The organism is Leifsonia sp. Root1293 (genome assembly GCF_001425325.1).
In the GTDB taxonomy this organism is placed as follows: Bacteria; Actinomycetota; Actinomycetes; order Actinomycetales; family Microbacteriaceae; genus Orlajensenia.
Map to the genome: position 1 here is coordinate 589,915 of NZ_LMEH01000002.1, position 19,767 is coordinate 609,681.

Below are 19,767 nucleotides of genomic sequence, written 5' to 3' on the forward strand. Positions count from 1 at the left end.
ACCAGCGCCGCGTCGTCGCTGCCGTCGGGCATCACTCCACCGCGGATGGCCGCCGGCCCAACAACTCGCGCTCGAAGCCGGCGGTCTGTGCTCGCAGCGCGTCCGCCACCGCGGCCACGGCGGGCAGCCGCAGGGAGTCGGGTCGCAGCACCATCCAGTAGGGCAGCCTCTCGGCGAAGCGCTCCGGCAGCAGGCGCACCAGGTCGTCGTGCCGATCGGCCATGAAGCACGGCAGGAACCCGATGCCGGCGCTCGCCCGCGTCGCCTCGACGTGCACGAACACGTTCGTCGAGCTGATCGAGTCGCGCATGGTCGGCACCAGCCTGCGCGGGGCGTCGAGGTCGTCGACCAGCAGCATCGAGTCGACGAAGTAGACCAGCGGATGCCGTGTGAGCTCCTCGATCGATGCCGGAACCCCGTGCTCGTCGAGGTAGGCCCGCGATGCGTACATGCCGAGCATGTACTCGCCGAGCAGGAAGGCCGACGCCCGGTGCACCTGGGGCTCGCCGACGACGACCTCGATGTCGAGCCCAGAGCGGTACTGCCGGACGCGGCGGGTGACGGTCTCTATCTCCACGGAGAGCCGCGGATGCCGCCGCTGCAGCGCGGCGACGGCGGGGGAGGCGATGTAGGCGCTGAAGCCATCGGTCGCCGACATGCGCACGACGCCGGAGAGTTCGTGCTCCGCTGAATCGTCGTCAGCGGAGAGCCCGGCGATGGCGACCTCGATGCCCTCGGCCGCCCGTGCAGCCCGTCGACCGAGTTCGGTGAGTTCCCAACCGCCGACGGCCTTGGCCAGCAGCCGTCCGCCGAGCGATTGCTCGAGGGCGGCGATGCGGCGCGACACCGTCGTGTGGTTGACGCCCAGACTGTCGGCCGCCGTCGTGAAGCGGCCGGAGCGGGCTACGGCGAGAAGGATGAGGAGGTCGTCGGCCTGCGACTCAGATGAGCCGGGCTTCGATGTGGGCTGCGCTGCCATATCTGCAATTATGCACATCGAGGTCGCGCGATTGGTCATTGATGCAGCATCCGTCGTCATGCACACTCGACGAAACCACGTTCACCAGCGAGCGTCGCGCGTCGGCACGCCGTTCGCCATCAGGGTCAATGACGACACCGAAGGAGACGCCATGAGCGTTCAACACCAGCAGACCGGGGCTCAGGCTCCGGCATCCGGAACCGGCGAGGGCACCTCGCTCGCAGGACTCAAGCGGATCGTCTCCGCGTCCATGGTCGGAACCGTCGTCGAGTGGTACGAGTTCTTCCTCTATGCGACGGCCGCATCCCTGGTGTTCGGCACTTTCTTCTTCCCGGCAGCGGGCACCCAGCTCGACGGCATCATCGCCGCCTTCCTCACCTACGCCGTCGGCTTCGTCGCCCGCCCCCTCGGCGGCATCGTCTTCGGCCAGATCGGCGACAAGTTCGGTCGCAAGCACACCCTGCAGGCGACGATCATCCTCGTCGGCGTCGCCACCTTCCTCATGGGCTGCCTGCCCGGGTTCAACACCATCGGCTACTGGGCGCCGGCACTGCTGGTGGCGTTGCGCTTCATCCAGGGCTTCGCTGTGGGCGGGGAATGGGGCGGCGCCGTGCTGCTCGTGGCCGAGCACAGCCCCGACAAGTCGCGCGGCTTCTGGTCGAGCTGGCCCCAGGCCGCCGTTCCCGTCGGCAACCTGCTGGCCACCCTCGTTCTGCTGACCATGTCGTGGATCCTGCCGAGCGACCAGTTCCTCAGCTGGGGATGGCGCGTCGCATTCTGGCTCTCCGCCGTGATCGTGATCATCGGCTACTACATCCGCACGCACGTGACCGATGCCCCGATCTTCCTCGAGGCCAAGGCCGAGCAGGAGAAGCAGAAGGCGGCCAGCTACGGCGTGGGTGCTGTCATCAAGCGCTACCCGGTCAAGATCCTGCAGGCGATGGGACTCCGGTTCGCGGAGAACATCCTGTACTACATCATCGTCAGCTTCTCGATCGTGTACCTCTCGACGGTCGTGGAATACAACACCAGTGAACTCCTGTTGGCCCTGCTCATCGCGCATGTGGTGCACTTCGCCGCCATCCCGCAGGTGGGTCGCCTCTCCGACAGGTTCGGACGCAAGCCCATCTACTTCATCGGTGCGGTCCTCGGGGCGAGCTGGGCGTTCTTCGCCTTCCCGCTGTTCGACACGGCGAGCCCGGCGCTCATCGTGTTGGCCATCACGATCGGTCTGGTCTTCCACGCGTTCATGTACGCCGGGCAGCCCGCGGTGATGAGCGAGATGTTCCCGACCCGGATGCGCTACTCCGGCGTCTCGCTCGGATACCAGGTGACCTCGATCATCGCCGGCTCGCTGGCGCCGATCATCGCCGTGGCGCTGCTGCAGGCCTACGACTCGTGGGTGCCCGTTGCCATCTACCTCGTCATCGCCTGCGCCATCACCGCTGTCACGGTCGTCACCCTCAAGGAGACCCGTGGCGAGTCGCTGCGCGAGGTCGACGCCGTCGACGAGGAGAAGTTCGGAGCTGCGCCCGCGGCCAGAGTGAAGCATGCCTGAGTCGGGTGCGCCGGCGGTGCCCGGGCTCGAGGGGCGTCGCGCGCTCGTCACGGGCGGGGCGAGCGGCATCGGGGCGGCGTGCGTGCGTGCGCTGGCGGCATCCGGAGCCCATGTCGTGGTGGCGGATGTGGACGAGCGTGGCGCCGCGGCGCTCGCCGAGGAGGTGGGCGGCTCCAGCTGGACCGTCGATCTGCTCGACGTGTCGGCGCTCGAGACGCTCGAGCTCGACGTGGACATCCTGGTGAACAACGCCGGCATCCAGAGGGTGAGCTCGCTGGAGGAGTTCGAGCCCGCCGCGTTCCGGCGCATCCTGGCGCTGATGCTCGAGGCTCCCTTCCTGCTGGTGCGTGCCGCGCTTCCGCACATGTACGAGCAGGGCTTCGGGCGCATCATCAACGTGTCGTCCGTGCACGGACTGCGGGCATCGCCGTTCAAGGGGGCGTACGTCGCCGCCAAGCACGGACTCGAGGGATTGTCGAAGGTGGCCGCCCTCGAGGGCGGGCCGCACGGTGTGACGAGCAACTGCGTGAACCCCGGGTACGTGCGCACCCCGCTGGTCGAGAAGCAGATCTCCGACCAGGCCGAGGCTCATGGAATCCCCGAGGACGAGGTGCTCGCCAGCGTCATGCTGGCCGAGAGCGCCATCAAGCGCCTCGTCGAGCCCGAGGAGGTGGCCGAGCTGGTGGCCTGGCTCGCCTCGCCGCACTCGGCGATGGTCACCGGCGCCAGCTACACGATGGACGGCGGCTGGTCGGCGCGGTAGCGCGACCGCACGGCTGGACCAGCTCCGCGAGAACAGGCCAGATCACGCCTTGCGACCGAGAACAGGCCGATCGGGCCTGTTCTCGGTCGTCCGGCCTGTCTCCGCGAGCGGTGCAGCTGGCTCAGCGCGGCGCGAGTGCCCTCCGCAGCCACGCGCGCTCGACCAGGGTCCACGCCGTCGTCACCGCGAGGTACAGCGTGGCCGCCAGCGGCACGAAGACCGCGAAGACGACAGTGAGAAACGGTAGCCAACTGAGGGCCGATGGCAGCCATGCCGGCGGAGTCGGCACAGGGGCCGCGGATGCCGCACCGGCGCCTCCGGTCCTCCCCGGTGCGGCTGCTCCCGGTGCGGGCGATGCGATCGGCGGGATCGGCGGGTTCTCGGCCGCGATCTTCAGAGCATGTCGCCGAGCCGTCCAGGCGGTCGCGGCGATCGCGAGCAGTAGCGCCGCGAACACGATCAGGCCGAGAGGCGGCATCCCGGCCCCGAGGAAGGCGACGAGCGATGTGCCGAGCGGCACCCCGAACAGGTGCATGCCGAGCAGTGCATTGGTGTGGCCGTTGATGACGGCGAGCACGAAGAGCCCGTAGAGCAGGGAGAGAACCGGCGCCTGCGCCAGTGCGGGCAGGATGCCGGCGAACGGCGAGGTCTTCTCGGTGGCGTAGAGCTCCATCATCTTGCGCTGCAGCACCTCGGGCCTGGCCTTGTAGCGGCGTTGCAGTTCGCTCAGCTGCGGGGCGAGCCGACGGCGGGTGAACTCGGCGCGCACCTGGGACCGTCCGACGGGAATGAGGAGCGACCGGATGACCAGGGTGAGAGTGACGATGGCCAGCGCGGCACTCAGCTCGCCGGCGAACGGTTCGATGAACGAGGCGAAACCGAGGAGGAGACGGTAGGCGGAGTCGAGGATGGCCGCGATGGGCCCGAAGGCATAGAGGTTCACGAAAGGAGTCCTTTGTCGAAGGGGTGAGAGTGGTCGCGATGGGTGGTCGCGAGACCCTCGTTCTACGAAGGACTACGCGGCCGTCTCGGGGAGAGACGGCGCGCGGGTGCGGGGGCGGCCCGCCGTGTTCGGATGCCGTGGGGCTGGCATGCTCGAGAGCACCTCGCGGTGCTGGTGCGAGCGGGAGCCCACCGTGAGCTCGGATGCCGGTGCCTGCAGGGCGAGGGACACCGTCGCGAGCAGTCCCGCAGTCGCCAGGATGGCGGCTCCGGCGACGAGGGTGGTCGGCGTGCTGGGCTGCGCGAGGGCGAGCACGAGGAACGCGGCGCCGAGCAGCGTCGATGCGCGCATCAGCACGAGCGCCTTCAGCAGCGTGTCCGGCATGGTTCCTCCTCCCACGAGCGTACGCCAGCGCGCGGTGGAACGCCCGGTGTCTACGACGCGGTCTGCGGCCGATCCTGACCGAGGCCGATGTCGTCGGCGTTGGCGTGCTGCCCCGCCGGGGTCGGCTGCGGGGTGTCGACGGTGGAGTTCGGTCCGGTCGTCGGCACGACGTGGATCGCGCCGGTGGCCGTGGGCACGGAGCGTGCGGCGGATGGGGCGACATCCGTGGTCGACGACACGTCGGCGAACGTGCCCCCGCGCTGCAGGGTCTCGATGAGCTGCACGTTCTGGTTGTGCAGGTCGATGGTGATGTTGGTGATCGCCGTGGTGAAGTTCTCGGCTGCCTGCAGCGACGTCTCCGTGGCACGCCGCGTCAGCTCGGCGCTCTCGGTGGTGGCCTTCAGGGCGATGGTGATGCCGTAGTAGGCGGCGGCGATCGAGACGATCGGTGCGATGACCGACGCTGTGATCGCCAGCACGTCGGTGAGGGCCGGCCTCTCGAAGCCGTCGGGGAGAGGCCCCATCAGCAGGTAGACGCCGGAGACGGCGACGACGGCCAGGATGACGATCGCAAGGATCGCGACCAGCGCGGGTTTGGGTGTTGCATCCTGTGCAGCCATTGCACTCCAATCAGCGGGAAGCCCCCATTATTCTCTCCGCGGCATGCAAGGCAACAGGGGTTGTCGCCGACGGATGCGTCGGCCAAGGTATATGGCGAGTCCGCTCGTCAGCGCGGGACCCCTCCGCCGGTCAGCGTGCGCTGCGTTCGGCGACGAACGCGGCGACCCGCCCGATGAGCTCATAGGGGATCGGCTTCGAGTACGGGAAGGTGAGCGAATCCTTGCCCGAGCGGTACGGCGCGATGGCCTCCTCCAGCTCGGGCTCGGCCGCGGCCACGGGGTAGATTCCGAGGTGCCTCTTCCAGGCTGCGTAGTGGAGTGCGTACCGGCCTCCGAGCATGACGGCCGGGATGTCGTAGCGCACCTTCTCCTCATCGCTCGGCACGGCGTCGAGGATGACCTGCCTCACGCGGCGGAGGATCTCCTGGATGTCGTCGGGATACCGGGCGATGTACTCCTCGACGGTGACGGTCCTGTCTGACATCACGACTCCCTCCGTCGGCGCGCTCGCATGCATCCCGGCCGCCGGTCGCACTCGGCTCCGTGGTGCGAATCTAGCCTGAGAAGAGCCTGCGGGAACAGACGTCAGGCGCCGGGAACCCGCAGCAGTGCGCCCTCCGCGCGGCAGGTCGCCGCGGCGATGAGCATGGCGTCGGCGAGCAGGGCGCCCCACTCCTCGTCGGACTCGGGCAGGCCGGACTGGGCGATGTCGCGCACCGTCGCGGACAATGTGGCGTCCCCCGCTCCCATGGTGTCGATGACGGGTCCGGGCAGGTGCGCGATGCCCGCTCTCACCGAGCGGCCGTCGGGCAGGCGAACCGCAGCGCCCTGCGATCCCGCCGTGGCCAGGACGGATTCGGCTCCGGCGTCGAGCAGGCGGCTGGCGAACTCGTCGACGGAGTCGCCCAGCAGCAGTGCGGCGTCCTCATCGCCCACCTTCGACAGCAGGCTGTCGGCGGCGACGCGCACGAAGTTCGCCAGGAACGCATCGCGGTCGCTGAGCATGCCCGAGCGCGGGTTCGGGTCGACGATGAGGCGGCGCTCGCCGGTGGAGACGGCCTCGAGGAGAGCATCCGTCTGAGCCGTGTCGTCGAAGGGGAAGCAGCTGACGACCACCAGCGGCGCGGCCTCGATCGCCCTGCGCGCCTCGCCGTCGAGAGGGAAACGGCGGAACCTGGCGGCGTCGTTGAACGCATAGCGCGGTTCGCCGTCGGTGCGATCCGAGACCGCGCGAGCGGAGCCGAGGGGGGCGTCGCTGGTGATGAGGTCGACGCCGTACGCGGCGAGGTGATCACGGATGACGGTGCCCGAGTCGTCGTCGCCGACCATCGCCAGCAGCGTCGTCGGGACACCGAGCACGGAGAGGCCTACGGCGACATTGAGAGCCGCCCCGCCCACGAAGTCGCGCGAACCCGAGGCGTCGCGCATCTCGTCGATGAGGGCGTCGCCGATGACGACGACACGGGGTTCGGCCTCTCCGACCGATTCGGGCACGGATGTCGCATCAGTCGATGGCATTTATCTCTCCACTTCCACGCACGATGAGTCGGGTGGGCACGATGTGCCTGGTGCCGGGGGCGTCGTCGCCGTCGAGCCGTGCGAAGACCCGTTCGGCCGCGAGCTGACCGATGCGTTGGGGATTCTGCGCCACCACGGTGACGCCGGGTTCGAGAAGGTCGGCGAGCGGCACGTCGTCGAAGCCGACGAGGGCGACGGTGTGGTGCAGGTCGCGCGCGCGGAGAGCCCTGATGGCACCGATGGTGACGAGGTTCTGGGCGCTGAAGACGGCGGTGGGCGGATCGTCGGACGACAGCAGCCCGAGCAGGGCGTCGAAGGTGGTGGCTTCGTCGTGGAGGTTCTCGATCACGGGCACGCCGGAGGTCGGAACACCGGCACGGCCCAGTTCCTCGAGGAATCCGCGGCGACGTTCCCGCGCGGTCTGGATGTCGCCGCGGTCGCCGAGGTAGGCGATCCGCCGGTGACCGTGGCTGAGCATGTGCCTCACGGCGAGGGCGGCGCCGGCGGCGTTGTCGCTCACGACGGTGTCTGCGGTGACGCCCGACGGTTCGCGGTCGACGAAGACGACGGGTGTTCCCCGTCGGATCTCGGCGGAGAGGTAGCCCTGACTGGGGGAGATTGTGGTGAGGATGAGCCCGTCGACCCGACGCCGGAGGAATGCCGACACGCTCTGCTCCTCGCGGGTCGGATCGTCGTCGAGGCTGGACGCGAAGACCGCGACGCCGCGCTCGATGGCTGCCTCCTCGACGGCGCGGTGCACGGCGCCCGAGAAGGGGTTGCTCACGCTTCCCACGAGGAGTCCGAGAGTGCGGCTTCTGCCGTCGGCGCGGCGGAGGTTGCCGGCATGCAGGTCGGGTTGGTAGTCGAGGGCGCGGGCAGCATCCGTGACCCGCGCGATCGTCGCGGCCGAGACGTTGGGCTCCCCGTTGATCACCCGAGACACGGTCTTGATGCCGACACCGGCCAGCGCAGCGACCTGCTTCATGGTCGGGCGTGCCGTCGTGGCGCCGGTCTCGGCGCTAGCGCTTGACAACGATGTCACGATTCTGACTCCAATGTGGGGAACGAGTTGACTATAACGCAAATTCGGGCTACAACAGTCATTGACATCGTTGTCAACGGACAGCGTTCCCCACTCAAGGAGATTCACCGATGAATCGCACAGCTCCCCGTCCGCTCGCTCGACGCCTCGTCGCAGCGGGCTCGATCGCAGCCCTGGCTGCCCTCTCATTCACCGCCTGCTCCTCCGGTTCCGGGGGAGGGTCATCGGCCGCCTCGGGCGATGAGATCGGCGTCTCGCTCATCGTGAAGACGACGTCCAATCCCTTCTTCGTCGCCATGGAGGACGGCGCCAAGGCGGCAGCCGACAAGCTCGGCGTGAACCTCACTCTCGCCGCAGGCAAGGAGGACGGCGACGAGGACACCCAGATCCAGGCCATCGAGAACGCGATCTCCAAGGGCGACGCCGGAATCCTCATCACCCCCAACGGGCCGGGCGTCGAGGACGCCCTGGTGAAGGCGCGCGATGCCGGGCTCTACGTGATCGCCCTCGACACCCCGCCGTCCGACCCCGAGTCCGTCGACATCACCTTCGCGACCGACAACTACCTCGCCGGTCAGGACATCGGCAAGTGGACCGCGGCCAAGCTCGGCGGCGAGAAGGCGACCATCGCCCTCATCGACCTGTTCGACGACAAGGTGGTCTCGGTCGACTACAACCGCGACCAGGGCTTCCTCGACGGCATGGGCATCGACACCGCCGACAAGGAGAAGAACGGCGACGAGGCCAAGTCCGGCACGTACAGCGGCGGCGACTACGAGATCGTCGGCAACGAGGCATCGCAGGGTGCTGAGGACGGCGGGCGCACCGCCGCCGAGACGCTGCTCAGCAAGAACCCCGACATCAACGTGGTCTACACGATCAACGAGCCCGCGGCATCCGGAGCCTATGAGGCCTTCAAGGCAGCGGGCACCGAGAAGGGCTTGATCATGGTCTCGGTCGACGGCGGATGCGCCGGCGTGCAGCAGGTCGCCGACGGCACCCTCGGCGCCACCAGCCAGCAGTACCCCGTGAAGATGGCGGATCTCGGTGTTCAGGCCATCTACGACCTCGTCAAGACGGACAAGAAGCCCGAGGTCACCGAGGGCCTCGACTTCTACAACACCGGAGTCGCCCTCGTCACCGATGACGCGCAGGACGGCGTCGAGTCGATCGACACCGCCGCAGCGGCGGACATCTGCTGGGGCTGATCCAGCACTGCGGTCCCGTCCCCTTCTGGACCGCCGCCGGACGGCCGCTGAGCGCCTCACGCCCAGCGGCCGGTCCGGCACCTCGCACCACCGATCAATGGAGTTCACCGTGAGTCACCCCAAGACCGAGCCGGCGCCCTCGACGGGAGCCCTCGACCTGGCCGAGGAGTTCCTCGACAGGACGACGCCGCTCACCCGCATCCGCGGGGCCCTGCACCGCTACCCGGCCCTGAGCCCGGCGATCGTGCTGGTGCTCTCCGTGATCGTGTTCGGCTTCCTCAACGACCGCTTCCTCAATCCGGCCAACCTGTCGCTCATCACGCAGCAGGTGGCCGTGGTCGGAACCCTCGCCATCGCGCAGACCCTCATCATCCTCACGGCCGGCATCGACCTCTCGATCGGCGCCGTCATGGTGCTGTCCTCCATGGTCATCGCGCAGTCGACGGTGCAGGCCGGCGTTCCGGCCGTCGTGGGGCTGCTGCTCGGCCTGATCGTCGGCCTCGCCGCCGGCGCCTTCAACGGCTGGCTCGTGACGAGGTTCAAGCTGCCGCCGTTCATCGTGACGCTGGGAACGCTCAACGTGTTCGTCGCCCTCACCCTGCTGTACTCGAGCGGTGCGACCGTGCGCGGCAACGACATGCCCGCCCTGCTCACCTGGACCGGTGAGACGTTCAACATCGGCGGCGTCAACTTCACCGTGGGCGTGGTCATGATGCTGGTGCTCTACATCGCCATCGCCTTCATCCTCGGCAAGACGGCCTGGGGCCGCCACGTGTACGCCGTCGGTGACGACAAGGAGTCGGCCCGACTGGCCGGCATCAGCGTCAACAGGGTGCTCATGAGCGTGTATCTCGCGGCCGGAGCGATCCTGGCGATCGGTGCCTGGATCCAGATCGGGCGCACCAATGCCGCATCCCCCAACGCGGGCGTCGATCTCAACCTCGACTCCATCACAGCCGTCGTGATCGGCGGAACCAGCCTCTTCGGTGGGCGCGGCACGGTCTGGGGCACCCTCCTCGGTGCGCTGATCGTCGGCGTCTTCCGCAACGGGCTCTCGCTCGCCGGACTCGACGTGCTCTGGCAGACCTTCGCGGTCGGCGTGCTCATCATCGTGGCCGTCGCCGTCGACCAGTGGATCCGAAAGGTACGCAAATGACCATCGCAGAAGACACCGCGGCAGCTCCGGCGCCGGCGGAGACGCGCAAGCCCATCCTCGAGGCCAAGCGCCTCGTGAAGACCTTCGGCAGGGTCGTCGGCCTCGACGGAGTGAGCCTGCAGCTCTACCCCGGAGAGGTGCTCGCCATCATCGGCGACAACGGAGCCGGCAAGTCGACCCTGGTCAAGTGCCTGACCGGTGCCGAGATCCCCGACGAGGGCGAGTTGTTCCTCGACGGCAACCCGGTCTCGTTCAAGCGCCCGCAGGACGCCAGGGCCGCCGGTATCGAGACCGTGTACCAGAACCTCGCCGTGTCGCCGGCCCTCGACGTCGCCTCCAACCTGTTCCTCGGGCGCGAGGTGCGCAAGAAGGGCATCCTCGGCTCGCTGTTCCGGGTGGTCGACGCCAAGGGCATGCGCAAGATGGCCCGCGACGAGTTGACCGAACTCGGCATCAGCACCCTGCAGGACGTGACCGTTCCGGTCGAGAACCTCTCCGGTGGGCAGCGCCAGGCCGTCGCCGTGGCCCGAGCCGCGGCCTTCGGATCCAAGGTCGTCGTACTCGACGAACCCACGGCGGCACTCGGCGTGCGCGAGTCCGGCCAGGTGCTCCAGCTGGTCAAGAACCTGCGCGACAAGGGCATCCCGGTCATCCTCATCAGCCACAACATGCCGCAGGTCTTCGACGTGGCCGACCGCATCCACATCCAGCGACTGGGCAAGCGTGCGGCGACCATCACGCCGCAGTCGCATTCGATGACGGATGCCGTTGCCATCATGACCGGCGCACGCACGGCGTGAGCGCCTCAGAGTCCGACGGGCGCGGTGTGGTGGCCGCGCCCGTCGTGGCGGCCGGGCCTGCCCAGGCGGGCAGGGTGGCGCTCCTCGCCACCTTCACCGCCCGGCCCGGGCAGGCTGCATCCGTCGAGCAGCTCCTCCTCGGTCTCACGGCACGAGTGCGCGCGGAGCCGGGAAACCTGGTGTTCGATCCATCGCGCGGGGCCGGCGATCCCGACCGGTTCACCGTCTACGAGGTGTACGAGGATCGTGCGGCGTTCGAGGCGCACATCGCAGCCGACTACGGCGCGGTGTTCAACGCCGCACTGGCGCCGCTCATCGTCGAGGACGGATCGCAGCTCGAGTTCCTGTCGCCCCTCGTCGGCGCCGACTGACAGGGCTGTCGGGCCCTGAGTGACGGTGAGCCTAGCCGCCGGCGGCGGACTCGGCGGCCTCGCCGTTCTCCACGATGTCGCCGTCCTGGAACAGGACGCCCCGCGCGGTCTCCCGCCACAGCGGCTTCTGGCGCATGAGGAACTCGAGTTCCATGCTGAAGTGCTTGTACTCCTCGGCGAGCGAGTCGAGCATGATGGCTCGCGCGCTGTCGTCCTGCTCGACGGCTATGCGCTGCTCGTACCAGCCGATCGCCTCGGCTTCCTCCGACAGGCTCGCGCACATGCGGGCGAAGGTCCTGGTGGCCTGGGGGAGTTCGCCGGGCGGCTCGTGGTACTGATCGGTCGACATCGTTCCTCCTGCTTCGCCGGATGGGTCGGTCGTCGGCAACGCTACGCCGGAGGCTGCATCCTGCCCACCGATGGACAGGGGCGAACGGATGCTGTAGCGCACGTCCCGGGCTCCGATTCAGCCGCGCGCGTCGTCGGGACCGGGCGAGCCGTCGCCGCTAGGAGACGGTGACGTCGACCCGATGCCAGCCGGTCGCGCCGTCGGGGGCCGGCGGCGCCTGCTTCGACGTCTGCATGTAGCCGGAGGCATCCGTGGCTCGCACCTCGATGGTGTGGGAGCCGGCTGGTGCGTCCCACTCGAAGACCCACTGTCGCCAGGTGTCGGCCGACGCCGTGTCGGCAAGTCTGGCCTTCTGCCACGGTCCATCGTCGATGCGCACCTCGACGGCGTCGATGCCGGTGTGCGGCGACCAGGCGACGCCGGCCACGGCGACGGTGCCGGCGGGCACGGTGCCGCCGCGGGGAGTGTCGATGCGCGACTCCGTCTTGATCGGGCCCTTCTCGGACCAGCCCTTGTCGCTCCAGTAGCCGAAGTCGTCGGCGAAGGTCGTGACCTTCAGCTCCGTGACCCACTTGGTGGCCGAGACGTAGCCGTAGAGGCCGGGCACGACCATGCGCACGGGGAAGCCGTGCTCGATGGGCAGTGGCTCGCCGTTCATGCCCACGGCGAGCAGGGCCTCGGTACCCGCATCCTGCAGCACGTCGAGGGGAGTGCCCGCGGTCCAGCCGTCGGCGCTCCGCGAGAGCACCATGTCGGCACCGGCCGTCGGCTTGGCCAGGGCGAGCAGTTCACGGATGGGGTATCCCAACCAGAGGGCATTGCCGATGAGGCCGCCACCGACCTCGTTCGAGACGCAACTCAGTGTGGCCAGATGCTCGGTGAGCGGCAGGGCGAGGAGCTGGTCCCAGGTGATCTCGGTCTCGTTCTCGACCATGCCGACTATGCGCAGCTTCCACGTCGACGGGTCTACCGACGGAACCTGCAGAGCCGTGTCGATGCGGTAGAACTCCGCGTTCGGTGTGACGTAGGTGCTCAGGTTCGGGAGGTCGAGTTCTGCCCCGGCCGGGATCGCCTCGGCGGGCGTCGCCGGTGCTGGGAGCTTCAGAGCCGTGCGCACGGTGGAGACCGCGGTCGATCCGGCATTGGCCATTCGGGCACCGAAGCCGACGATCGCTGCACCCACGGCGGCGACCGAGGCGTAGACGACGAAGGATCGCCGGTCGAGTGCCGCCGTGCCGGGGACCGCTGCCGAGATCGGTCGGGTGCGATCGCGCCAGCGGTGCAGGCGCCGGGTGAGGGCGCGCAGCACCACGACGCCGGCGACCATGCCGACCACGGTCGACAGGGCCAGGATGCCGCTGGCCTCCGGCCGCGTCACCACGGCGAGGGCGGCGACACCCGCCACGACGATGAGCACCACCATGCCCCACGGGGGTCGGCGGTACTCGAGCACTCCCGCGAGGGCCGCGAGCACGAGGATGAGCAGGGCGAGACTCAGCAGCAGCACCGCCTTGTCCGCTGTGCCGAACAGGTCGATGACGAGCGTCTTGAACCACCCGGGCACGAGGTCGATCACCCAGGCGCCCACGGCGAAGATCGGGCTGCTCGCTGCCCCCACGAAGACGGCGACGAGTTCGGCGACCCCCAGGGTGACGCCGGCCGCGATCACGCCGACGAGGGCGGAGAGCCAGAACGTGCCGCCGTCGGGCGGCGCGGATGCCGTCGCACCCGCCGCGCGGCCGCCGGAACCGGGCTCGCGGGCATCCGTCATGGAATCAGCGGCTGTCGACACGCGTCAAGCGTAAGTCCGTCGTTCTGGCACGGTTGTGTTTCGGGGAGGATGAGCAGCGATTCGTCAGGTGCGGCCGCCGCGACGCCGGTGCCGGCGTCAGTGGGGACCGAGCACCGCCACGCCCGGCTCTCCGGCCGACTCGCCCTTGAGTTCGACGAAGATCGTGTGCGTCTGGGTCTCTCCGATGTTCGTGCCCGAGTGCCGCTGGGCCGGGAGCCAGGTCGCGACGCCGGCGGGCAGCGCCACCTCACGCTCGGCATCCCCTGACTGCAGCAGGCGACGGAAGGCGGTGAGAGTGATCATGACGCTATTCGGATGCTCGTGCGGCTTCGAGGCATCACCGGGATCGTCGCGGTACTCGAGAACGCGCACGAAGTCGTTCTCGAACAGGACGCTGTAGTGGTCGGGATTCGTCACGACCGGGTCATCGTTGACCATGCCGCGAGCCTACGCCCGGCGGCTCGTCGGCGACAGTGCCCGCTGGGTCTCGTCGGCATGCCTCCTGCCTAGACTGGATGCTGACGAACGAACACTCTCGGGGGAGGCCCATGCGCCCGCTGACGGACGACGAGATCCGCGCTTCACTGGTGAACGGATCTGTCGACGAGGTCGAGACGCTGAGTCTCCCCATCGACTACCTCCTCATCGAGTGGGATCACATCGACTTCCTCGGCTGGCGTGATCCGAAGGCCCCGCGACGCGGCTACATCGTGGTGGAGCAGGATGGCGAGCCCGTGGGCGTCGTGCTGCGGGCATCCGAATCGAGCATGTCGCACCATCGACCCGCGTACTGCAACCTGTGCCACACCCTGCAGCCGGCTGATCAGGTGTCGATGTTCACCGCGAGGAAGGCCGGCGAGGCGGGGGAGCGCGGTGACTCCGTCGGCACATACATCTGCGCCGATCTCTCGTGCACCGAGAACGTTCGGTTGGGGGCACCGCTGACTCCGCACGAGGTGGTGCCGGACGGTCACCCCGAGGCACGCATCTCCGGACTGGTCGAGCGCACGAACGGCTTCATCGGGCGCGTGCTCGGCTGATCGCTAGCGGCTAGCGGCTCGCCGCTCGCCGCTCGCCGCTCGCCGCTCGCCGCCTGCTGCGCCGCGCTGCCGTTTCCCCGTGCTGCGCGGTCGCTGTTTCGACAGCGCGCGCGTGGAACAGTGGCGCAGCGGGCGAGCGCCCTACGCCGAGTCGCGCCAGACGATCGGCGTCTCGAGCAGGATGCCCCCGCTGGGCTGGTCCTCGCCGCGCAACTGGGAGAGCACGCTCTCGGCGACGGCGCGTCCCAGGCCCTCGGCCGGCTGGTGCACCGTGGAGAGCGCCGGCTGGGCGCGCACGGCCCAGGCGCTGTCGTCGAAGCCGACGACGCCGACGTCGACAGGCACTCTGCGTCCGGCCTCGCGTAGGGCGTCGAGCACTCCTGCGGCGACGGCATCCGATGCGGCGAAGATCCCGTCGATGTCGGGTGCGCGCTCGAGCAGGGCGTGCATGCCGGCGCGGCCGGCGGCGTAGGAGTACAGGGGGACGCTCTCGACGAGTTCCGGATCGAAGCGCGACCCGAGGGCATCCGAGAAGCCGGCGAGACGGTCGGCGCCCGAATCGCGGTCGAGAGCTGCCGCGATCATGCCGACGCGCTTGCGGCCGGTGGCGAGCAGGCGCTCGGTGATGGTCCTGGCCGAGCCTCGGTTGTCGATGCCCACGAAGGGAGCACGGGCGAGATCGGGCGGATGCCCCACGAAGGCCGCCGGGATCTCGAGGCGCTCGACCACCCGGGTGATCGGGTCGTTCTGGCGGGCGGAGACGATGATGACGCCGTCGACGAAGCCGCCGCTCAGATAGCGCGCGACCCTGTCGGTGTCGCGCTCGGAGTCCACGATGAGGCAGGCCATCTGATAGTCGGCATCGGAGAGGGCGGTGTTGGCCCCCAGCAGGATCTCGCCGATGTTCGGGTCCTCGAGGAACAGCGAGTGCGGTTCGTGCACGATGAAGCCGATCGCCTGCGTGCGCTGCATGACGAGGTTGCGAGCGGCGTTGTTCGGCACGTAGCCGACCTTGACGATGGCCGCCTCGATGGCCAGCCGCGCCTCCTCTGAGACGTAGCGCTCACCATTGACGACCCGGCTCACAGTGCCGCGGGACACCCCGGCCTCGACGGCGACGTCGTGCACTGTTGCGCGCTTGCGACGGAGGGGCGGATTCGACACGAGACCCACTGTATTGGGTGGCGGACCCGGTGCCCGCGTGCCTCTCGTGTTGACATCCGCGAAAGCGTGTGGATAGTCTGTGCACGTTCACAGAAAGTTTCGGGCGATGTCTTCGTCGCCGATCTGTGCACGTTCACAGAAGCAGCGTCGCTGAAAGGGAGTCATGTCGCGAGCAGCGCACGAGAAGCCACGGGCCTCCGCCCGGGACTTCGCTCACGACGGGATCGCATTCGGATGCGACTACAACCCCGAGCAGTGGGACCCGGCCATCTGGACCGAAGACGTCGAGCTGATGCGCATCGCCGGTGTCGACCTCGTGGCCATCAACATCTTCGGCTGGTCGCAGATCAACCCGGGCCTGGGCGTATTCGATTTCAGTGCGCTCGACACCGTGATCGACCTGCTGCATGCCGGCGGCATCCGGATCAACCTCGGCACGGCGACGTCGTCGCCGCCTCCGTGGCTCACGACGCTGCACCCCGAGATCCTGCCCGTGGCGGATGACGGCACCACCCGCTACCCCGGTGGACGCCAGGCCTGGTGCCCGAGCTCGCCGGTGTTCCGTCGCTACGCGCTGGCCCTCGTCGAGCAGGTCGCGCAGCGCTATGGCGCGCACCCCGCTGTGGAGCTGTGGCACGTGTCGAACGAGCTGGGCTGCCACAACGCTCTCTGCTACTGCGCCGAGAGCACCACGGCGTTCCGCGGCTGGCTCGAGAACCGCTACGGCTCGATCGACGAACTCAACCGCGCGTGGGGCACGAGCTTCTGGAGCCAGCGCTACAGCGACTTCGCCGAGATCCTGCCCCCGCTCCAGACCATCTCGAGCCGCAACCCCGGCCAGATGCTCGACTTCCACCGCTTCAGCTCCGACGAGCTGCTCGACTACTACCGCTCCGAAGCCGCCGTCATCAGGCGGTTCAGCGACGTCGCCATCACGACGAACTTCATGGTCACCAGCCACATCCGCAACCTCGACTACTGGAGCTGGGCTCCGGAGGTCGACATCGTCGCGAACGACCACTACCTCGACCACCGCCTGGAGGAGCCGACGGCTGAACTCGCGTTCGCCGCCGACTTCACCCGCGGGCTCGCCGGGGGAGCGCCGTGGCTGCTGATGGAGACGGCGACCAGCGCGGTCAACTGGCAGCCCCACAACATCGCCAAGGCGCCGGGCGAGCTCACTCGCAACGCGCTCGCCCACGTGGCCCGTGGTGCCGACGGCATCTGCTTCTTCCAGTGGCGCGCATCGGCGCAGGGGTCGGAGAAGTTCCACTCGGCACTCGTTCCCCACGCCGGCACCGATTCCGCCGTGTGGCGCGAGGTCGTCGAACTCGGCGGGGTGATCGATCGCCTGGGCGAGGTCGCCGGCAGCCGAGTCATCGCCGAGGCGGCCCTGGTGTTCAGCTGGGATGCATGGTGGGCCGGGGACGGCGAGAACCGCCCGAGCCACTCCGTCGCCTACCTCGACCAGGTGCACGCCGCCTACAACGCGCTGCACGACCTCGGCATCACCGTCGACATCGTGCCCCCGGGCGCCGACCTCGACGGCTACAGGCTCGTCGTGCTTCCGGGTCTGCATCTGGTGACGGATGCCGATGCGGCCGGCGTCGACGCCTACGTCGCCGGCGGCGGCCACGTGCTCATCACCTTCTACAGCGGCATCGTCGACGAGGACGACAGGGTGCGCCTCGGCGGCTACCCCGGCGCGTTCCGCGATCTGCTGGGAATCCGCGTCGAGGAGTTCGCGCCACTGCTGCCCGGTCAGTCCGTCGGCCTCGCCTCCGGGGCGAGTGCTCGACTCTGGACCGAGCGACTGCAGGCGACGTCGGCCGAGGTGCTCGACTCCTTCGCCGACGGACCGGCAGCGGGCATCCCCGCCGTCACCCGCAACGCCCACGGGTCAGGCACCGCCTGGTACGTGGCCACCATGCTCGAGGCCGGCGCCTACCGCGGCCTTCTCGCCGAGGTCGCCGCTGCTGCTGGAGTCGCGCGCCACCCCGGCGGCGAGAACGTCGACATCGTCCGCCGCGTCGGCGATGCGGGATCCCACCTCTTCGTCATCAACCACACCTCGGACGACCTGGAGCTCCAGGCGACCGGTGAGGAGATCGTGACAGGCGCATCCGTCTCCGGAATCCTGCGGGTGCCCGGCGGAACCGTGCGCATCGTGCGCGAGAGCAACACCACCCAGGAGGGCACAGCATGACAACGAGGTCGACCGTGGCGGCGGTTCCCCGCCGACGGCGTGTGGTGCAGCACAAACGCGCCATCGCCTTCTTCATCCTCCCGTTCGGCGTGCTGTTCGCGCTGTTCTACCTGATCCCCATCGGCTACGCGATCTACCAGTCGATGCTGGTCGTGCAGCGCGACGGCACCTTCGGTGAGGCGCAGGAGGTCTTCGGCTGGTTCCAGCAGTACGTGCTGGTGTTCCAGAACGGACCGTTCTGGCGCTCGGTGGGCCGCGTGCTGCTCTTCGGAATCGTGCAGGTGCCGGTGATGCTCGGACTGGCACTGCTGTTCGCTCTGCTGCTCGACTCGCCCCTGGTGCGCGGCAAGAAGTTCTTCAGGCTCGCCTTCTTCGTGCCGTACGCCGTTCCCGGCGTCATCGCGGCCATCATGTGGGGCTTCCTGTTCTCACCCAACCTGTCGCCGTTCACCGCCGTGACCCAGAACATCGACTTCCTCGGCGCCGACCTGGTGCTCTGGTCGATCGCCAACGTGGTGACCTGGGTCTTCGTGGGCTACAACATGCTCATCATCTACTCGTCCCTGCTGGCGATCCCGACCGAGATCTACGAGGCGGCCAGGCTCGACGGCGCCGGGCAGGCCCGCATCGCCTGGTCGATCAAGATCCCGTTGGTGCGACCGGCAATCGTGCTGACCGCGATCTTCTCGATCATCGGCACCCTGCAGCTGCTCGCCGAGCCCCAGGTGTTCCGCTCGTTCAGCTCGGCCGTCACGAACACGTTCACCCCCAACATGACCGTCTACGCCACGGCATCCGTGCCCAACGCCTCGCTCGCCGCCGCCTTCTCGGTGGTGCTGGCGCTGGCCACGTTCATCCTGTCGTTCACGTTCCTCAAGTTCACCCAGCGGAAGGAAGCCGAATGAGTTCCACGACGCTGGACCAGAACACGGCACCCAAGCAGCCGCGATCGCTGAAGCCCTCCAAGGCCTCGGCACCGTCTGCCTCGGCCGGATCCCTCAAGGAGAGCCTGCTCTCCCGGTCGGGCGCGATGCTCATCATGGGCATCTTCACGCTCTACTTCCTCATCCCGATCTGGTGGCTGTTCGTCGCGTCGAGCAAGAGCCAGGGCCAGCTGCTCACGACGAACGGGCTCTGGTTCGCCGACTTCAACCTGTTCCAGAACATCGGCGATCTGTTCGCGTACCGTGACGGCATCTTCCTCAAGTGGATGGGCAACAGCGTTCTGTACGCGGGCCTCGGCGGCCTGGTGGCGACGATCATCGCCGGCATGTGCGGCTACGCGCTGGCCAAGTACCGCTTCCCCGGGCGCGAGGTCATCTTCAACGTGGTGCTCGGCGGAGTGCTGGTCCCGGCGACGGCGCTCGCGCTGCCCCTGTTCCTGCTGTTCAGCCAGGCGCAGCTGACCAACACCTTCTGGGCAGTGTTCCTGCCCAGCATCGTGAGCCCGTTCGGCGTCTACCTCACCCGCATCTTCGCCGCGCAGTCCGTGCCCGACGAGCTCATCGAGGCCAGCCGCATCGACGGCGCCGGTGAGATCCGCACCTTCTTCACGGTGTCGATCCGGCTCATGGCACCGGCACTGGTGACGGTTTTCCTGTTCCAGTTCGTGGCCATCTGGAACAACTTCTTCCTGCCGCTGATCATGCTGCGCAGCGAGGAGCTGTTCCCGGTGACCTTCGGCCTCTACGCCTGGAACACCCAGCTCAACCAGGTGCCGGAACTGCGCCCGTACGTGCTCATCGGCGCCCTGCTCTCGATCATCCCCCTGATCGTCACATTCCTCCTGCTCCAGCGTTTCTGGCGTTCCGGCCTCGGAACCGGATCCCTGAAGTAGGACCCACCGTGCGGCCGAGTCATCTCCCGGCCGAGCG

21 protein-coding genes are annotated in these 19,767 nt (G+C 68.5%); 10 read left to right on the top strand and 11 right to left on the bottom strand.

Annotated elements, in window-relative coordinates; genetic code table 11:
- Positions 1 to 31: 31 nt before the first annotated feature.
- Positions 32 to 979, bottom strand: coding sequence for a LysR family transcriptional regulator (locus ASC59_RS14600; RefSeq protein ID WP_055824487.1), 948 nt, complete (start codon positions 977 to 979; stop codon positions 32 to 34).
- Between the two features lie 151 nt (positions 980 to 1,130).
- On the opposite strand from ASC59_RS14600, the gene ASC59_RS14605 reads away from it, so the two are divergent.
- Positions 1,131 to 2,537: an MFS transporter gene (locus ASC59_RS14605; RefSeq protein ID WP_055825666.1), complete on the top strand. Its 1,407-nt coding sequence runs from the start codon at positions 1,131 to 1,133 to the stop codon at positions 2,535 to 2,537.
- Positions 2,530 to 3,300, top strand: a complete 771-nt coding sequence (locus ASC59_RS14610) for a 3-hydroxybutyrate dehydrogenase (RefSeq protein ID WP_055824489.1) — start codon at positions 2,530 to 2,532, stop codon at positions 3,298 to 3,300. Before ASC59_RS14605 ends, ASC59_RS14610 begins: the two co-directional genes overlap by 8 nt.
- Before the next feature lie 121 nt (positions 3,301 to 3,421).
- Here the strand turns inward: ASC59_RS14610 and ASC59_RS14615 are convergent, their stop codons facing one another.
- From ASC59_RS14615 to ASC59_RS14640, 6 genes are all read right to left on the bottom strand, one after another.
- Entirely contained in the window at positions 3,422 to 4,243 is an 822-nt protein-coding gene (locus tag ASC59_RS14615) for a YidC/Oxa1 family membrane protein insertase (protein ID WP_082513713.1), read from the bottom strand.
- Positions 4,244 to 4,315: 72 nt separating this feature from the next.
- Positions 4,316 to 4,627, bottom strand: coding sequence for a DUF6412 domain-containing protein (locus ASC59_RS14620; protein ID WP_055824491.1), 312 nt, complete (start codon positions 4,625 to 4,627; stop codon positions 4,316 to 4,318).
- A gap of 50 nt (positions 4,628 to 4,677) precedes the next feature.
- On the bottom strand, positions 4,678 to 5,247 hold the full coding sequence (locus ASC59_RS14625) for a hypothetical protein (RefSeq protein ID WP_055824493.1): 570 nt from the start codon (positions 5,245 to 5,247) through the stop codon (positions 4,678 to 4,680).
- Positions 5,248 to 5,377: 130 nt separating this feature from the next.
- Positions 5,378 to 5,731, bottom strand: coding sequence for an iron chaperone (locus ASC59_RS14630; protein WP_055825669.1), 354 nt, complete (start codon positions 5,729 to 5,731; stop codon positions 5,378 to 5,380).
- A 101-nt stretch (positions 5,732 to 5,832) separates the two neighbouring features.
- Complete coding sequence (locus ASC59_RS14635) at positions 5,833 to 6,765, bottom strand: PfkB family carbohydrate kinase (RefSeq protein WP_055824495.1); 933 nt, start codon at positions 6,763 to 6,765, stop codon at positions 5,833 to 5,835.
- Positions 6,752 to 7,750: a LacI family DNA-binding transcriptional regulator gene (locus tag ASC59_RS14640; protein WP_055824497.1), complete on the bottom strand. Its 999-nt coding sequence runs from the start codon at positions 7,748 to 7,750 to the stop codon at positions 6,752 to 6,754. Before ASC59_RS14640 ends, ASC59_RS14635 begins: the two co-directional genes overlap by 14 nt.
- A gap of 167 nt (positions 7,751 to 7,917) precedes the next feature.
- On the opposite strand from ASC59_RS14640, the gene ASC59_RS14645 reads away from it, so the two are divergent.
- The 4 genes from ASC59_RS14645 to ASC59_RS14660 all read left to right on the top strand — a co-directional run bounded on the left by ASC59_RS14645 (position 7,918) and on the right by ASC59_RS14660 (position 11,342).
- Positions 7,918 to 9,015, top strand: a complete 1,098-nt coding sequence (locus ASC59_RS14645) for a substrate-binding domain-containing protein (protein ID WP_055824499.1) — start codon at positions 7,918 to 7,920, stop codon at positions 9,013 to 9,015.
- Between the two features lie 109 nt (positions 9,016 to 9,124).
- Positions 9,125 to 10,171, top strand: coding sequence for an ABC transporter permease (locus ASC59_RS14650; protein WP_055825671.1), 1,047 nt, complete (start codon positions 9,125 to 9,127; stop codon positions 10,169 to 10,171).
- Positions 10,168 to 10,971 carry an ATP-binding cassette domain-containing protein gene (locus ASC59_RS14655; protein ID WP_055824501.1) on the top strand — a complete coding sequence of 268 codons (804 nt, stop codon included), beginning with the start codon at positions 10,168 to 10,170 and terminating at the stop codon, positions 10,969 to 10,971. The genes ASC59_RS14650 and ASC59_RS14655 overlap by 4 nt, the downstream gene beginning before the upstream one ends.
- The gene (locus ASC59_RS14660; protein ID WP_235492745.1) at positions 10,968 to 11,342 is read left to right on the top strand and encodes a putative quinol monooxygenase; all 375 of its coding nucleotides are present in this window, start codon (positions 10,968 to 10,970) and stop codon (positions 11,340 to 11,342) included. The genes ASC59_RS14655 and ASC59_RS14660 overlap by 4 nt, the downstream gene beginning before the upstream one ends.
- A 31-nt stretch (positions 11,343 to 11,373) precedes the next feature.
- Here the strand turns inward: ASC59_RS14660 and ASC59_RS14665 are convergent, their stop codons facing one another.
- From ASC59_RS14665 to ASC59_RS14675, 3 genes are all read right to left on the bottom strand, one after another.
- The gene (locus tag ASC59_RS14665; RefSeq protein WP_055824503.1) at positions 11,374 to 11,691 is read right to left on the bottom strand and encodes a ferritin family protein; all 318 of its coding nucleotides are present in this window, start codon (positions 11,689 to 11,691) and stop codon (positions 11,374 to 11,376) included.
- Between the two features lie 157 nt (positions 11,692 to 11,848).
- Complete coding sequence (locus tag ASC59_RS14670; protein ID WP_082513714.1) at positions 11,849 to 13,462, bottom strand: molybdopterin-dependent oxidoreductase; 1,614 nt, start codon at positions 13,460 to 13,462, stop codon at positions 11,849 to 11,851.
- A gap of 117 nt (positions 13,463 to 13,579) precedes the next feature.
- Positions 13,580 to 13,921, bottom strand: coding sequence for a hypothetical protein (locus ASC59_RS14675; protein ID WP_055824505.1), 342 nt, complete (start codon positions 13,919 to 13,921; stop codon positions 13,580 to 13,582).
- Positions 13,922 to 14,031: 110 nt separating this feature from the next.
- Between ASC59_RS14675 and ASC59_RS14680 the strand changes: the two genes are divergently transcribed.
- Positions 14,032 to 14,523 carry an FBP domain-containing protein gene (locus ASC59_RS14680; protein WP_055824506.1) on the top strand — a complete coding sequence of 164 codons (492 nt, stop codon included), beginning with the start codon at positions 14,032 to 14,034 and terminating at the stop codon, positions 14,521 to 14,523.
- Positions 14,524 to 14,664: 141 nt separating this feature from the next.
- Here the strand turns inward: ASC59_RS14680 and ASC59_RS14685 are convergent, their stop codons facing one another.
- Positions 14,665 to 15,687 (bottom strand): LacI family DNA-binding transcriptional regulator, encoded by a 1,023-nt coding sequence (locus tag ASC59_RS14685; RefSeq protein WP_055825680.1) that lies wholly within the window; start codon positions 15,685 to 15,687, stop codon positions 14,665 to 14,667.
- A 163-nt stretch (positions 15,688 to 15,850) separates the two neighbouring features.
- Here ASC59_RS14685 and ASC59_RS14690 point away from each other — a divergent pair, with 163 nt between their 5' ends.
- The 3 genes from ASC59_RS14690 to ASC59_RS14700 are packed head-to-tail and all read left to right on the top strand — an operon-like array spanning position 15,851 to position 19,730.
- Positions 15,851 to 17,893, top strand: a complete 2,043-nt coding sequence (locus ASC59_RS14690; RefSeq protein ID WP_055824508.1) for a beta-galactosidase — start codon at positions 15,851 to 15,853, stop codon at positions 17,891 to 17,893.
- Positions 17,890 to 18,798 (top strand): carbohydrate ABC transporter permease, encoded by a 909-nt coding sequence (locus ASC59_RS14695; RefSeq protein WP_055824510.1) that lies wholly within the window; start codon positions 17,890 to 17,892, stop codon positions 18,796 to 18,798. Before ASC59_RS14690 ends, ASC59_RS14695 begins: the two co-directional genes overlap by 4 nt.
- Entirely contained in the window at positions 18,795 to 19,730 is a 936-nt protein-coding gene (locus ASC59_RS14700) for a carbohydrate ABC transporter permease (RefSeq protein WP_082513715.1), read from the top strand. Before ASC59_RS14695 ends, ASC59_RS14700 begins: the two co-directional genes overlap by 4 nt.
- Positions 19,731 to 19,767: the final 37 nt, after the last annotated feature.

Bases quoted from the DNA above. Each gene is read 5' to 3' on its own strand.
- ASC59_RS14635 (WP_055824495.1), bottom strand. From the start codon at position 6,765: ATGCCATCGACTGATGCGACATCCGTGCCCGAATCGGTCGGAGAGGCC.
- ASC59_RS14605 (WP_055825666.1), top strand. From the start codon at position 1,131: ATGAGCGTTCAACACCAGCAGACCGGGGCTCAGGCTCCGGCATCCGGA.
- ASC59_RS14700 (WP_082513715.1), top strand. From the start codon at position 18,795: ATGAGTTCCACGACGCTGGACCAGAACACGGCACCCAAGCAGCCGCGA.
- ASC59_RS14610 (WP_055824489.1), top strand. From the start codon at position 2,530: ATGCCTGAGTCGGGTGCGCCGGCGGTGCCCGGGCTCGAGGGGCGTCGC.
- ASC59_RS14675 (WP_055824505.1), bottom strand. From the start codon at position 13,921: ATGGTCAACGATGACCCGGTCGTGACGAATCCCGACCACTACAGCGTC.
- ASC59_RS14630 (WP_055825669.1), bottom strand. From the start codon at position 5,731: ATGTCAGACAGGACCGTCACCGTCGAGGAGTACATCGCCCGGTATCCC.
- ASC59_RS14665 (WP_055824503.1), bottom strand. From the start codon at position 11,691: ATGTCGACCGATCAGTACCACGAGCCGCCCGGCGAACTCCCCCAGGCC.
- ASC59_RS14620 (WP_055824491.1), bottom strand. From the start codon at position 4,627: ATGCCGGACACGCTGCTGAAGGCGCTCGTGCTGATGCGCGCATCGACG.
- ASC59_RS14695 (WP_055824510.1), top strand. From the start codon at position 17,890: ATGACAACGAGGTCGACCGTGGCGGCGGTTCCCCGCCGACGGCGTGTG.
- ASC59_RS14690 (WP_055824508.1), top strand. From the start codon at position 15,851: ATGTCGCGAGCAGCGCACGAGAAGCCACGGGCCTCCGCCCGGGACTTC.
- ASC59_RS14640 (WP_055824497.1), bottom strand. From the start codon at position 7,750: ATGAAGCAGGTCGCTGCGCTGGCCGGTGTCGGCATCAAGACCGTGTCT.
- ASC59_RS14655 (WP_055824501.1), top strand. From the start codon at position 10,168: ATGACCATCGCAGAAGACACCGCGGCAGCTCCGGCGCCGGCGGAGACG.
- ASC59_RS14670 (WP_082513714.1), bottom strand. From the start codon at position 13,462: ATGACGGATGCCCGCGAGCCCGGTTCCGGCGGCCGCGCGGCGGGTGCG.
- ASC59_RS14645 (WP_055824499.1), top strand. From the start codon at position 7,918: ATGAATCGCACAGCTCCCCGTCCGCTCGCTCGACGCCTCGTCGCAGCG.
- ASC59_RS14625 (WP_055824493.1), bottom strand. From the start codon at position 5,247: ATGGCTGCACAGGATGCAACACCCAAACCCGCGCTGGTCGCGATCCTT.
- ASC59_RS14680 (WP_055824506.1), top strand. From the start codon at position 14,032: ATGCGCCCGCTGACGGACGACGAGATCCGCGCTTCACTGGTGAACGGA.
- ASC59_RS14600 (WP_055824487.1), bottom strand. From the start codon at position 979: ATGGCAGCGCAGCCCACATCGAAGCCCGGCTCATCTGAGTCGCAGGCC.